Source organism: Streptomyces sp. NPDC056580 (genome assembly GCF_042793175.1).
In the GTDB taxonomy this organism is placed as follows: Bacteria; Actinomycetota; Actinomycetes; order Streptomycetales; family Streptomycetaceae; genus Streptomyces.
This window is the reverse complement of sequence record NZ_JBHTVE010000004.1, coordinates 302,030-315,386: the sequence shown is the minus strand read 5'-3', so window position 1 is coordinate 315,386 and position 13,357 is coordinate 302,030. Positions and strand designations below refer to the sequence as shown.

General features: G+C 73.2%; 9 protein-coding genes. 8 read left to right on the top strand and 1 reads right to left on the bottom strand.

All coding sequences use genetic code 11. The features are described from left to right. Window positions 1-111: 111 nt before the first annotated feature. The 4 genes from ACFQ9Z_RS10325 to ACFQ9Z_RS10310 all read left to right on the top strand — a co-directional run bounded on the left by ACFQ9Z_RS10325 (window position 112) and on the right by ACFQ9Z_RS10310 (window position 4,540). Window positions 112-1,104, top strand: coding sequence for a hypothetical protein (locus ACFQ9Z_RS10325; RefSeq protein WP_383013883.1), 993 nt, complete (start codon window positions 112-114; stop codon window positions 1,102-1,104). 42 nt (window positions 1,105-1,146) lie between these two features. Continuing rightward, complete coding sequence (locus ACFQ9Z_RS10320) at window positions 1,147-2,679, top strand: amino acid permease (RefSeq protein ID WP_383013880.1); 1,533 nt, start codon at window positions 1,147-1,149, stop codon at window positions 2,677-2,679. 176 nt (window positions 2,680-2,855) lie between these two features. After that, window positions 2,856-3,941 (top strand): mechanosensitive ion channel family protein, encoded by a 1,086-nt coding sequence (locus tag ACFQ9Z_RS10315; RefSeq protein WP_383013877.1) that lies wholly within the window; start codon window positions 2,856-2,858, stop codon window positions 3,939-3,941. Between the two features lie 185 nt (window positions 3,942-4,126). After that, complete coding sequence (locus ACFQ9Z_RS10310) at window positions 4,127-4,540, top strand: DUF4186 domain-containing protein (protein WP_383013874.1); 414 nt, start codon at window positions 4,127-4,129, stop codon at window positions 4,538-4,540. On the opposite strand, the gene ACFQ9Z_RS10305 is transcribed toward ACFQ9Z_RS10310, so the two are convergent. Then, a complete protein-coding gene (locus ACFQ9Z_RS10305) occupies window positions 4,541-6,115 on the bottom strand; it encodes a M1 family metallopeptidase (RefSeq protein ID WP_383013871.1) in 1,575 nt (524 codons plus the stop codon). It abuts the gene before it with no gap. A 217-nt stretch (window positions 6,116-6,332) separates the two neighbouring features. Here ACFQ9Z_RS10305 and ACFQ9Z_RS10300 point away from each other — a divergent pair, with 217 nt between their 5' ends. From ACFQ9Z_RS10300 to ACFQ9Z_RS10285, 4 genes are all read left to right on the top strand, one after another. Beyond that, window positions 6,333-8,552 (top strand): NADP-dependent isocitrate dehydrogenase, encoded by a 2,220-nt coding sequence (locus ACFQ9Z_RS10300; RefSeq protein ID WP_383013868.1) that lies wholly within the window; start codon window positions 6,333-6,335, stop codon window positions 8,550-8,552. Window positions 8,553-8,763: 211 nt separating this feature from the next. Then, the gene (locus tag ACFQ9Z_RS10295) at window positions 8,764-9,555 is read left to right on the top strand and encodes an N-formylglutamate amidohydrolase (protein ID WP_383013865.1); all 792 of its coding nucleotides are present in this window, start codon (window positions 8,764-8,766) and stop codon (window positions 9,553-9,555) included. Window positions 9,556-9,644: 89 nt separating this feature from the next. Then, window positions 9,645-10,886: a cytochrome P450 gene (locus ACFQ9Z_RS10290; RefSeq protein ID WP_383013861.1), complete on the top strand. Its 1,242-nt coding sequence runs from the start codon at window positions 9,645-9,647 to the stop codon at window positions 10,884-10,886. Between the two features lie 465 nt (window positions 10,887-11,351). Beyond that, window positions 11,352-13,340 carry an ABC transporter ATP-binding protein gene (locus ACFQ9Z_RS10285; RefSeq protein WP_383013858.1) on the top strand — a complete coding sequence of 663 codons (1,989 nt, stop codon included), beginning with the start codon at window positions 11,352-11,354 and terminating at the stop codon, window positions 13,338-13,340. Window positions 13,341-13,357 lie beyond the last annotated feature (17 nt).

The following is a 13,357-nucleotide window of genomic DNA, read 5'->3' as shown; positions in this document are numbered from 1 at the left end:
TATAGTGACCGCCGACCCCGTACGTGCCCCTCGACCACCGCCCCGAGGAGGGCTGTTGCTAGCGCACCGCGTCACCCTTCCCGTCCGCTCGCGGACCGGGGCGGGTGGCTGATGGCCAGAGAGGGCGCCCGCCCCTCCTACGATCCCGCAGGTCACGACGGCGCCCTGCGCGGCGCCCTGCAGGATCTGCGCACCGGCCGCTGGATGGCGATGCGCACGCTGCTCGCGGACACCACGAGTTGGTTGCAGTGGACCCAGCGCACCCAGATCCTCGCGGCCGCGGCGGCCGGCACCGACGTGGTGCGGGCCTGGCTCTCGGAGGAGCCGCACAGTGTGCCGGCCGCGGTGATGCACGCCCGGGTCGGCGTGGAGCGCGCCCTGCGTGCGCAGCGCGAACGGCACCTGAAGGCACACGAGTTGTGGATCGAGGCGTGGGACGCCGCGCAGTCCGCCACCCAGGTCGCCCCGCAGGACCCGGTGCCCTGGGTGTGCCTGCTGGCGCTGGCCCAGCTCGACCCGGAGCAGCGCTGGCCGGAGCACCGGACGCCGCCGCCGGAACCCCTGCTGCCGCCGGGCCCCTGGGGGCTGCTGGCCGAGGCCGGCAAGCGCGACCCGCACAACCGCGAGGCGCACCACCGCATGCTGCAGTTCCTGTACGCCACCGCCGCCTCCGACCGGCTGGCCGAGGCCGCCGGCTACGCCCAGTGGGCCGCCGCCTCGGCGCCGTCCGGCTCCGCGCTGCACGTGCTGCCGCTGTACGTCCGGGTCGAGCGCTACCGGCGGGCCGGCGGCCACGACATGGCACTCGACCTGCACTGGGTGGCGGAGGACGCCGCCCGTGAGGCTGTGCGGGCCTACCGCTCCTGGTTCTGGCACGCGCCCCGCGCCGAGCGCTCGCTGCTGGACCTCAACCACCTGGCGCACGCGCTGTGGGGCGCGCAGCTGTTCGCCGAGGCGGGCCGGGTGTTCGAGGCGATCGGCCCGTACTTCACACCGCCGCCCTGGATGTACCGCTCCCCGGACCGCGGCCCCGCGGTGGATGTGTTCCTGCGGGCCAGGGACCGCTGCCGCGCGGCCGGGGAGGACCCCGGCACCCGCTCCTGACGCTCCCCCTCGTTGGCCCCCCCTTTCCCGGAGGTTTCCCGCATGTCCCCCGCCCCCGATCCGTCGCCCTCCCCCGCCCGGCCGCAGCACGACGAGGAGCAGCGGCTGCGCGAGCTCGGCTACCGTCCCGTGCTGGCCCGCCGCATGGGCGGCTTCGGCAACTTCGCGATCAGCTTCTCGGTGATCTCGATCCTGTCCGGCTGCATGACCCTGTACGGCTTCGGCCTCGGCACCGGCGGTCCGGCCGTGATGCTGTGGGGCTGGGCGGGCGTCGGCCTGTTCGTGCTCTGCGTCGGCCTGGCGCTCGCCGAGGTCACCAGCGCCTATCCGACCTCCGGCGCCCTGTACTACATGGCGGACCGGCTCGGCGGCCGCCGCTGGGGCTGGTACACGGGCTGGCTGAACCTGCTCGGGCTGCTCGGCGCGATCGCCGGCATCGACTACGGGGCCGCGCTGTTCGCCGGCGCGTTCGCCAACCTCCAGTGGGGCTTCGAGCCGACCCCCGGCAGGACGATGCTGATCTTCTGCGGCATCCTGCTGCTGCACGCCGTGCTGAACCTGTTCGGCGTCCGCCTGGTCAGCCTGCTCAACTCGGTCAGCGTGTGGTGGCACCTGGCCGGTGTCGCGCTGATCGTCGGCGCGCTGGCGATCGTCCCCGACCACCACCAGTCGCCGTCCTTCGTGTTCACCGAGTTCGTGAACGACACCGGGTGGTCGAGCCCGTTGTACGTGGCGGCGATCGGCCTGCTGCTCGCCCAGTACACCTTCTCCGGCTACGACGCCTCGGCGCACCTGTCCGAGGAGACCTCCAACGCCTCGGTGTCCGCCGCCAAGGGCATCGTGCGGGCCATCTGGGTGTCGTGGATCGCGGGCTTCGTCCTGCTGGCCGGGCTGACCTTCGCCATCCAGGACTACGACGCCACGCGCGCCACGGACACCGGGGTGCCGCCCGCGCAGATCCTGCTCGACGGCCTCGGCGCCGACGGGGCGAGCGCGCTGCTCCTCGTCGTGATCGTCGCCCAGTTGTTCTGCGGCAACGCCGAGGTGGCCGCGGCCAGCCGCATGGTGTTCGCGTTCAGCCGGGACGGCGCCCTGCCGGGCTCGCACCTGTGGCGCAAGGTCAGCAGCCGCACCCAGACGCCGGTCGCCGCGGTGTGGCTGTCGGTGATCGTCGCCTGTGTGCTCGCGCTGCCGTCCCTGTACTCGGCGACGGCGTACGGCGCGGTCACCGCCATCAACGTCATCGGCATCACGCCCGCGTACGCCATCCCCGTCCTGCTGCGGCTGCGGGCCGGCGACCGGTTCCGGCCGGGGCCGTGGAGCCTGGGCCGGTGGAGCAGGCCAATCGGCTGGATCGCGGTGATCTGGGTGGCCTGTGTGACGGTCCTGTTCTGCCTGCCGCAGTCCTCGCCGGTCACCGCCGACACGATGAACTACGCGGCCGTGGCGCTGGTGGTCGTGCTGCTGCTGGCCAGCGTCTGGTGGTACGTGGCCCGCCGTTCGTACGGCACGCCCACCACCGCCGCCTACGGCGACGACCGCGATCAGGCCGAACTCGCCGAGGGCATCGTCTGATCCGCGCCGTCCCGGTGCCGGCCCCGCCGCCGGATACGGCAGGATGTGCGGTCGCGCCGCTCGCCGACGTCGTCGGCGGCCGGCGCGATCGCACATGCACGACATCGGACAGGTGACAACGTGACGCAACTTCACTCCAGGCTCCGCGCCGCCCTCTCGCGCCCCGGGGGTGACCGGTGAACCGTTCGCTGACCCTGGACGACCTGGTCCTCGCCGGCATCGCCCTGGCCGCGGGCCTGCTGCTGGCGTTCCTGTCCCGCATGGTGCTGCGCTGGCTGGCGGGGCACGCCGAGCGGACCCGCTGGAGCGGCGACGACGTCATCGTGGACGCGCTGCGCTCCGTCGTCCCGTGGGCGGCGATCGCGGGCGGCGCGGCGGCGGCCGCCGCGGTGCTGCCGCTGACCCGAACCGTCCGGCACCACGCCGACCAGTTCCTCGAGGTGTGGCTGATCCTCGTGGTGACCGTGTCCGCGGCCCGGGTGATCGCGGGTCTGGTCCGTTCGGTGACCCAGTCCCGCTCGGGGGTGGCCGGCTCGGCCACCATCTTCGTGAACATCACCCGGGTGCTGGTGCTGGCGATCGGCTTCCTGGTCGTGCTGCAGACGCTCGGCGTGTCCATCGCGCCCCTGCTCACCGCCCTGGGCGTCGGCGGTCTCGCGGTCGCGCTGGCCCTGCAGGACACCCTCGCCAACCTCTTCGCGGGCATCCACATCCTCGCCTCCAAGACCGTGCAGCCGGGTGACTACATCAGGCTCACGAGCGGCGAGGAGGGGTACGTGGTGGACATCAACTGGCGCCAGACGACGGTCCGCCAGCTCTCCAACAACCTGGTGGTCATCCCCAACGGCCAGCTCGCCAAGACCAACATGACCAACTACACGCGTCCCGAGCAGCAGTTGACGATCCTGGTGCAGGTGGGCGTGAGCTACGACAGCGACCTCGACCACGTCGAGCGCGTCACCCACGAGGTCATCGCCGAGACCATGACCTCGACCACCGGCGCCGTCCCGGACCACGAGCCCGCGATCCGCTTCCACACCTTCGGCGACTCGCGCATCGGCTTCACGGTGATCCTCGGCGTCGGCGAGTTCAGCGACCAGTACCGCATCAAGCACGAGTTCATCAAGCGCCTGCACCGCCGCTACCGCGAGGAGGGCATCCACATCCCGTCCCCGACGAGGACGGTGGCCCTGCAGCAGGGCACGGTGGTGATACCGCAGCAGCGCGGCGCGCTGGACGCGGCCCCGGCGGTGCCCGAGTAGACCCGGAACGCTGGTGCCCGAGCAGGACCGGACCCCCGCCCAGGCCGGGCGGGACCCGGGCCGGCACAGGCTGGGCGGAACCGGGGCCGGCACAGGCCGGGCACCCGCACAAGCCCAGCAGCACCGGGGCCCGGCACAGGCCGGGCAGGACCGGGCAGCGGCGGTCGGCATACCCTCGAAGGGTCATGACCTCCCCGCCGCCGGACCCCGCCGCCCGCTCCCTCGACGAACGGCTCGACGCGATCGCGCGCCAGCCGTTCCGGGCGAGGTTCCACCTGCGCGGGCGCGAACTGGCCCTCGCCCGGGAGAAGGGGCCGGCCACGATCCGGTGGCACGCCTACGACCTGACCGCCGAGCGGCTCGCCCCGGCGCGGCCGCGCAAGGACGGCAGACAGACGCCCTACCGTGGACATCCGGTGTTCGTCGCCCAGCACGCCACCGCGACCTGCTGCCGCGGCTGTCTTGAGCGCTGGCACGGCATCGCCCGGGGCCGTGAGCTGAGCCGCGCCGAGCACGTGTACGTCGTGAACGTGATCTGCCGGTGGATCGAGCGCGAGGTGGCGGGCGGCGCCGGGCCGGGCGCCGCCCGCCACGGCTGATCAGAGCGTGGCCGAGTTCTCGTGCCAGTGGCCGCCGCGCTTGCTGTGCGGGGCCGCGAGGGACGAGGCGACCGGGTTCACCGTCCAGTCGGGGTGGCCGGGCATCCGCGGGGTCTTCGTCCCGTAGAGCCAGTCGCGCAGGAAGCCGGACTGGTCCTGTCCGGAGACCTCGGAGGCGACGTCGATGTAGTCGGCGGTCGTCGCCGAGTAGTCGCGGAAGCGCTCCAGGAAGGTGCGCTCGACCGCGCTGAACACCTGCTCGCCGACGAGCTGCCGGAAGGCGTACAGGACGAGGACGCCGCCCAGGTAGCGCTGGCTGTCGAAGAGGTTGGCCGCGTTCGGGGACGCCACCGGGCCGGAGTCGTGGCGCCACTGGTCGCCGCGCGCGTAGGTGTCCTTCATCCGGGCTTCCATGGTGGTCAGGCCGAGGGAGTCGGCCCAGCCGCGCTCGTAGCGGTAGAGCAGCCCGTAGTAGTCCGCGTGGCCCTCGTTCAGCCACAGGTCGGCCCAGGTGGCGGGGCTGACCAGGTTGCCGAACCAGGAGTGGACCAGCTCGTGCATCATGTGCGAGCCGATGCTCCTCTCCGGCTGGAGCAGGAAGTTCGGCTTGTACAGGGTGAGGGTCTGCGTCTCCAGGCCGGTGAAGTCGAAGGCCGCGGGGTCGTCGGAGTTGCACGGCAGCAGGCCGTAGGTCTCGAACGGGTACGCGCCCAGCCGCTCCTCCAGCCAGGTCACCAGCCCGGGGGTGAGGGCGAGGGCGGGTTCCAGGGCGGTGGCGCGGGCGGCCGGCACGACGTCGCGCAGCGGCAGGCCGTGCGGCCCCTGGCGGTCCTTGACCACGTAGTCGCCGACGGTGATCTGCACCAGTTCGGTGGCCATCGGGGACGCCGAGCGGTAGGAGTACGCCGTGCGGTCGCCGCTCAGCGTCTCGGTGCCGGTGAGCAGGCCGTTCGCCACCGCGCGCAGCCCGTTCGGGACCGTGATGCGGAAGGTGAAGTCCGCCTTGTCCGAGGGGTGGTCGTTGCACGGGAAGACGGTGTGCGCCGAGTTCGGCTGCGGGCAGGTGGCGAAGCCGTCGGGGGTGGGCACCCAGGCCGTGTGGGCGAGGGCGCGGCGCGGGTCGGCGGAGTAGGCGACGGTCACGGTGGCCAGGGCGTCGGGCGTCAGGGCCGTGGCGGGCGTGATCCGCAGCTTCTCGTCGGCCTGCGTGAAGGAGGCGGCGGCGCCGTCGACGCACACGGTGCGTATGTCCAGGCCGAGGGCGTCCAGCGAGAAGCGGCTGAGCGGGCGGTCGACGCGTATGCGCACGGTGGCCTCGGCGTCGACCGTCCTGGCCGTGGCGTCGTAGGCGAGGTCCAGGTGGTAGGACGTGGCGCGGTAGCCCTTGTTGCCGAGGGTGGGGAAGACGGGGTCGCCGAGGGTCTCCGGGCCCAGGACGGCCGCCGTGCGGGCCGCCCCGCGCGCCGCCGCGTCGGGGCCGGCGGGGCGCGCGTGGGCCGGGGCGCCCGTCGTCAGTGCCGCGGCCGTGCCGATCAGGGCGGCCGCCGGGGCCGTCACTCTGGTGCGATATCTCATGGTCCGCTTTCGTTCGGGCGGCCGGGTGGTCCGGTCCGGCCGCCGGTCGGAGGCGATCACGCGTGGTCAGTGGTGATCGTTTGTCATGACCACATGAAGGCGGGGTTCGGTTGCGCCGGCGCGGCAGGAATTTCCGGCCGGGACCCCTGTCGAGCCGGACCCGGTCACGAGATATCTTGATGTCGAGCAATGTTGCAGACGTGGAGCGGAGCACCCGGTGACTGACTCGACCATCATCTACACGTACACAGACGAGGCCCCGGCCCTCGCGACGCACTCGTTCCTTCCGGTCGTCCAGGCGTACGCCGGGCAGGCCGGTGTGCCGGTGGACACCCGGGACATCTCGCTGGCCGGGCGCCTGATCGCCGTGTTCCCGGAGTACCTGAACGAGGACCAGCGCATCCCCGACGCGCTGAGCGAGCTGGGCGAGCTGGCCAAGACGCCCGCGGCCAACATCATCAAGCTGCCGAACATCTCGGCGTCCATCCCGCAGCTCAAGGCCGCCGTCGCCGAGCTGCAGGGCAAGGGCTACGCGCTGCCCGACTACCCGGACGACCCCAAGACCGACGAGGAGCGCGAGATCCGCGCCCGGTACGACAAGGTCAAGGGCTCGGCCGTGAACCCGGTCCTGCGCGAGGGCAACTCCGACCGCCGCGCCCCCGCGTCCGTGAAGAACTACGCCAAGACCCACCCGCACCGCATGGGCGCCTGGAGCTCCGACTCCAGGACCAACGTGGCGACGATGGGCGTGGACGACTTCCGCTCCACTGAGAAGTCCGTGGTGATCTCCGAGGCCGGTTCGCTGCGCATCGAGCTCAAGGGCGACGACGGCTCGACCACCGTCCTGCGCGAGTCGGTGCCCGTGCTCGAGGGCGAGGTCGTCGACGCCTCCGTGATGCGTGTCGGCGCGCTGCGCGAGTTCCTGGCCGCGCAGGTCGCCCGCGCCAAGGAAGAGGGCGTCCTGTTCTCCGTGCACCTGAAGGCCACGATGATGAAGGTCTCCGACCCGATCGTCTTCGGTCACGTGGTGCGCGCCTTCTTCCCGAAGACGTTCGCGAAGTACGGCGAGACGTTCGCCGCCGCCGGCCTGACCCCGAACGACGGCCTGGGCGGCATCCTGAAGGGCATCGAGGCGCTGCCCGAGGGCGCCGAGATCAAGGCCTCCTTCGACGCCGAGCTGGCCGAGGGCCCGGCGCTGGCGATGGTCGACTCCGACAAGGGCATCACCAACCTGCACGTGCCGTCCGACGTCATCGTCGACGCCTCGATGCCGGCCATGATCCGCACCTCCGGTCACATGTGGGGACCGGACGGCCAGGAGGCGGACACCCTCGCGGTGCTGCCGGACTCCTCCTACGCCGGCGTCTACCAGGCCGTGATCGACGACTGCCGCGCCAACGGCGCCTACGACCCGTCGACCATGGGTTCGGTCCCGAACGTCGGCCTCATGGCGCAGAAGGCCGAGGAGTACGGCAGCCACGACAAGACCTTCGAGATCCCGGTCACCGGCACCGTCCGCCTGGTCGACCAGGCCGGCGAGGTCGTGATCGAGCAGACCGTCTCGGCCGGCGACATCTTCCGCGCCTGCCAGACCAAGGACGCGCCGATCAAGGACTGGGTGAAGCTGGCCGTCACCCGCGCCCGCGCCACCGGCGACCCGGCCGTCTTCTGGCTGGACGCCACCCGCGCCCACGACGCCAACCTGATCGCCAAGGTCGAGCAGTACCTGCCGGAGCACGACACCGAGGGCCTGGACATCCGGGTCCTGTCGCCGGTGGAGGCCACCAAGCTCTCGGTGGAGCGCATCCGCCGCGGCGAGAACACCATCTCGGTCACCGGCAACGTGCTGCGCGACTACCTGACCGACCTGTTCCCGATCCTGGAGCTGGGCACCAGCGCCAAGATGCTGTCGGTCGTCCCGCTGATGGCGGGCGGCGGCCTGTTCGAGACCGGCGCCGGCGGCTCCGCCCCGAAGCACGTCCAGCAGCTCGTCAAGGAGAACTACCTGCGCTGGGACTCCCTCGGCGAGTTCTTCGCCCTGGTCCCGTCCCTCGAGCAGTACGCGCAGACCACCGGCAACACCCGCGCCAAGGTCCTCGCCGACGCCCTCGACCGCGCCACGGCGACCTTCCTCAACGAGGACAAGTCCCCGACCCGTCGCCTCGGCGGCATCGACAACCGCGGCAGCCACTTCTACCTGTCCCTGTACTGGGCGCAGGAGCTGGCCGCCCAGACCGACGACGCCGACCTGGCGAAGGCGTTCGCCGCCTTCGCCGAGGCCCTCGCGGCCGACGAGCAGAAGATCGTCGACGAGCTGATCGCCGTGCAGGGCAAGCCGGCGGACATCGGCGGCTACTACCAGCCGGACAAGGCCAAGGCGGACGCGGTCATGCGCCCGTCGGCCACCTGGAACTCGGCGCTCGCGTCCCTGAGCTGACGCCCGCGGCGCGCCAGGCGCCGCCCTGAGTGAGACCTCCGCCCCGGCCGGTACCCCCGGCCGGGGCGGAGGCGTGCCGGGCACCGGCGGCCCGGCACGCCCCGCCGGCCGTGCCCGCCCGCCCGCCCGCCCGCCGGGATGCCAGGGGCGTTGTCAGTGCCGTGTGGCACCTTGATCGTCAACCGTCCCGCCAACACCCGTGGAGCAGCCCGTGCCCCAGCACGCCCCTTCGTTCGAACTCCTGCCCGGTTCCGCCGAGTCGCCCGTGCTGCTGCACGTGCCGCACTCGTCGCGGGCGATACCGGACGACGTCCGCGCGGGCATCGTGCTGGACGACGCGGCGCTCGAACGGGAACTCGACCACATCACCGACGCGCACACCGCACGGATCGCGGAACGGGCGGCGGCCCTCGCCGGGACCGCCCCCTGGCGGTTCGTCAACCGGCTGTCGCGGCTGGTCGTGGACCCGGAGCGGTTCCCGGACGAGCGCGAGGAGATGCTCGCCGTGGGTATGGGGGCCGTGTACACCGGGACCACGCACCGCGGTGCGCTGCGGGCCGCGGACACCGACCCCGAGCCGCTGCTCGGGCGGTACTTCCGGCCGTACGCGCGGGCGACGACCGAGGCGGTCGCCGGGCGGCTGGCCGCGACCGGGCGCGCGATCGTGGTCGACGTGCACTCCTACCCGCGCCAGGCGCTGCCCTACGAGCTGCACGGAGGGGGCCCGCGTCCGCCGGTGTGCCTGGGCACGGACGCCTTCCACACCCCGTCCCGGCTGCGCGACGCGGCCCTGGAGGCGTTCGCGGGGTGCGGGGGGACGGGGCTGGACAGCCCGTTCAGCGGGACCTACGTGCCGCTGGAGTACTACGGGCGCGAGGCGCGGGTGAGCGCGCTGATGGTGGAGATCCGCCGGGACACCTACATGACCGAGCCCGGCGGCCCCGCCGGACCGGGGCTCGAGGACCTCGCCGGGGCGCTGGCCGCGCTCGTGGACGCCGTGTAGCGGCGCGGCCGAGTCCGGCGCGGGCCCGGGCCCTCCGGCTGGAGCACTCCGGCAGGACAGCGGGCGGGGCGTGTACGAGGGTGGTGGGCATGACGGAGGAGATCACGCTCAACGGCCGGGGCGCACCGCCCGAGCGGGACTGGCCGCCGCCCGTGCGCGACTGGCTGCCGCCCGACCTGGACGGGACCGAGTTCGACCCGGTCCTCGCCGACCTGATGCGCGAGGGCCCGCTGACCCGGATCCGGCTGCCGTTCGGCGAGGGGTGGGCCTGGCTGGCCACCCGGTACGAGGACGTGAAGCTGGTCACCAACGACCCCCGGTTCGGCCGGGCCGAGGTGACCCGCCGTCAGGTGACGCGGCTCGCCCCGGACTTCGCGCCGCGGCCGGGCTCGCTGGCCTGGGCCGACCAGCCCGAGCACAACCGGCTGCGCAAGCCGGTCGCCGGGGCCTTCACGGTCGGCGCCATGAAGCGGCTGCGGCCCCGCGCGCAGCGCATGCTGGACGAGCTCGTGACCGGCGTCGTACGGGACGGACCGCCCGCCGACCTGGTCGAGCGGGTGCTGGAGCCCTTCCCGATCACGGTCGTCAGCGAGGTGATGGGCGTACCGCCCGCCGACCGCGCCCAGGTGCACGCCTGGACAGGGCAGATCATCTCCACCTCCGGCGGCGCCGAGGCCGCGCAGGCCGCCAAGACCGGTCTGTACGGCTGGATCACCGGCGCCGTCCGGGCCCGCGCGCACAGCACGGACGAGGACGTCTACTCGCTGCTCGGGGCCGCCGTGTCCCGCGGCGAGATCAGCGAGGAGGAGGCCGTCGGCCTCGCCGGGCCGCTGCAGATCGGCGGCGAGGCGGTCACCCACAACTGCGGCCAGATGCTGTTCCTGATGCTGACCCGGCCGGAGCTGATGGAACGCATGCGCACCCGACCGGAGGCGCGCGGCTCCGTCCTCGACGAACTGCTGCGCCACATCCCGCACCGCAGCACGGTCGGGCTCGCCCGGATCGCCCTGGAGGACGTGGAGATCGGCGGTCACCGCATCGCGGCCGGCGAGCCCGTCTACGTCTCCTACCTCGCCGCGAACCGCGATCCGGCCGTCTTCCCCGACCCCGACCGCATCGATCCCGACCGGTGCCCCAACCCGCACCTGGCCTTCGGCAACGGCCCGCACTACTGCACCGGGGCGGTCCTCGCCCGCCTGCAGACCGAACTGCTCGTCGACACGCTCCTGGACCGCCTGCCGGGCCTGCGCCTCGCCGTCCCGCCGGAGGAGGTCCGCTGGCGGCACAGGACGATGATCCGCGGGCCGCTCACCCTGCCCGTCACCTGGTGACCCGGACCGGGCCGGCCGCACGCGCCCCGGGCCCCTGCCGCCGGCCCGCCGCGGCCGAGCCGGCCGAAGCCGCTCTCGGGCTCGCCCCCGCACGCCGGGCGGCGGGCCGCGCCCGGCGCGTCCTGACCCGTTCCGCCTGACCCCGTCCCGCCCAGCCCCCTCTCCCCCGACGCCCCGACGGTCGGCGTTTCGGCCATGGCTGTTCCGGCCCGCCTCCTTGCACCGCACCGGTCGATGCAGTACGCACGCTCCGGCGCGCGCCCGATACCGGGGTTGCCGACGCGTCCGAAACACATGTGTTCGGAAACTCCGGCTGATTCGTTGAGCCGTACGAACCAGCCGGACAGCCGTCAAGGGGGAGACAGCATTGAAATCGACCGACGCACAGGCACAGCCCGCCGTGACGCCGCGGCCGGCCGCACCGGCTCTCCGCGGGTCCGGCCGGTCCGCGCGGGGAGGCGCCCGATGAAGAGGTTGTTCGGACGCGTGCGGCCGGCCGAGCCGGAGGTCTCCGACGCCGAGCGGGAGCTCTTCGGCGGCGCCCTGCGCTACGACTTCGGCTGGTCGCAGCACGAGGGCGCCCGGCTCGACCTGACGATGACGTCGGCGCTGCGCTCCATGCCCGGGCTGGTCGGGGCGACCCTGCGGATGGCGTGGCGGGCGGACCGCCGCGCTCTGGTGGCGGTGGCGGTCAGCGAGATCGGGCAGGGCCTCGCCGCGGCCGTCGGGCTCCTCGCGGTCAACTCGGTGATGCACGCGCTGCTCGGCTCGGGCACCCCCGGACAGCGGCTGCACGCGGTGCTGCCCGGCCTGCTCCTCGCCGCCGGGGCCGCCGTGGTCAACTCCGGCCTGGCCGGGTGGTCCACCTCGCGGGCCGGCCGCCTCGAGCCGCTGGTCGAGCGGATCGCCACGACCCAGTACCTGTCCGCGTCCGCCTCGGTGGAGCTGGAGGCCATCGAGGACCCGGAGTTCCGGCGGCTGATCGACGTCGCCCAGTTCGGCGCCGCGTCCGCCAGCCGCATGATCAGCGCCTGTGTGGCCGCCCTGAACGGGACCATCTCGCTGATCTCCACGGCCGGTGTGCTCACCATCCTCCACCCGGTGCTCCTGCCGATGCTGATCCTGATCGCGGCGCCGCGCGGCTGGGGCGCGATGCGGGTGGCGCAGGAGCGGTACGTGTCGGTGATGAGCTGGATCGAGCACGTGCGCGCCGCCCGCCTGATCGGCAACCTGCTCACGGAGCGCACCGCGGCGCAGGAGGTGCGCATCCACGCCGTCGGCCCGTTCCTGCTCAGCCGGTACGAGCGCATGGCCGAGAGCGCCGAGGCCGAGCAGGAGCGGCTGGCCGCCGGCAAGGCCGTCACCGAGTGGGTGGCGGCCGCGCTGTCCGGGCTCGCCGTGGCGGCGACGTACACGGCCATGTTCCTGCTGATCACAGGCGGGCACATGAGCCTGGCCGTGGCCGGGACCGCCGTCATCGCCGTCCGGTCGGGCTCGGCCGGCCTGGGCGCGCTGGTGATGAACGTGAACCAGTTGCACGAGGAGTCCCTCTACGTCCGCGACCACTCCCGGTTCCTGGGCGAGGCGGCGCGCCGCACCGTTCCCAGCGGGGGCGACCCCCTTCCGGCACGTGTCCCGGAGGTCGTCCTCGACCGGGTCGGCTACCGCTACCCGGACCGGGAGACACCCGCCCTGGACGAGGTCTCGCTCACACTGCCCATGGGCTCGGTCACCGCGGTGGTCGGTGAGAACGGCTCGGGCAAGAGCACGCTGATGAAAGTGCTGTCGGGCCTGCTGCTGCCGCAGCGCGGGACCGTGCGGTGGGGTGACGCCGAGATCGCCTCCCTGGACCGTTCGCAGGTCTTCGACCGCGTCGCGCTGCTCACCCAGGACTTCCAGCGCTGGCCGGTCACCGCGGCGATGAACATCCGGATCGGCCGGCCCGCCCGGGAGGCCGGTCCCGACGACCTGCGGCCGTCCGTCGACTACGCGGGGGCCGGACCGGTCATCGCCAAGCTCCCCGACGGCCTGCACAGCCTGCTCGCGCGGATCTTCCGCGGCGCCAGCGAACTCTCCGGCGGCGAGTGGCAGAAGATCGGCCTGGCCCGCACCCACTGGCGCAGCTCCACCTCGGACGCCGACGGCCTGCTCATCGTGGACGAGCCCACCTCCGCGCTCGACCCGGAAGCCGAGATCGCCGCCTTCGACCGCATCCGCCGGCTCGCGGCCCCGAACCGCGCCGTCGTCCTGGTCACCCACCGCATGTCCGGCGTCCGCCACGCCGACCGCATCCACGTCCTGCACCACGGGCGGCTCGTCGAACAGGGCAGCCACGAGGAGCTCATGGCGGCCCGGGGGCGCTACGCCTCGATGTTCGACGCCCAGGCCGCCCAGTACGCTCCCGCGGGCTCCGTCCCCCGCCCCGCCTCCCCCACCGTCGCGGACCCCGCATGACCGGGCAGGGTGTGTCC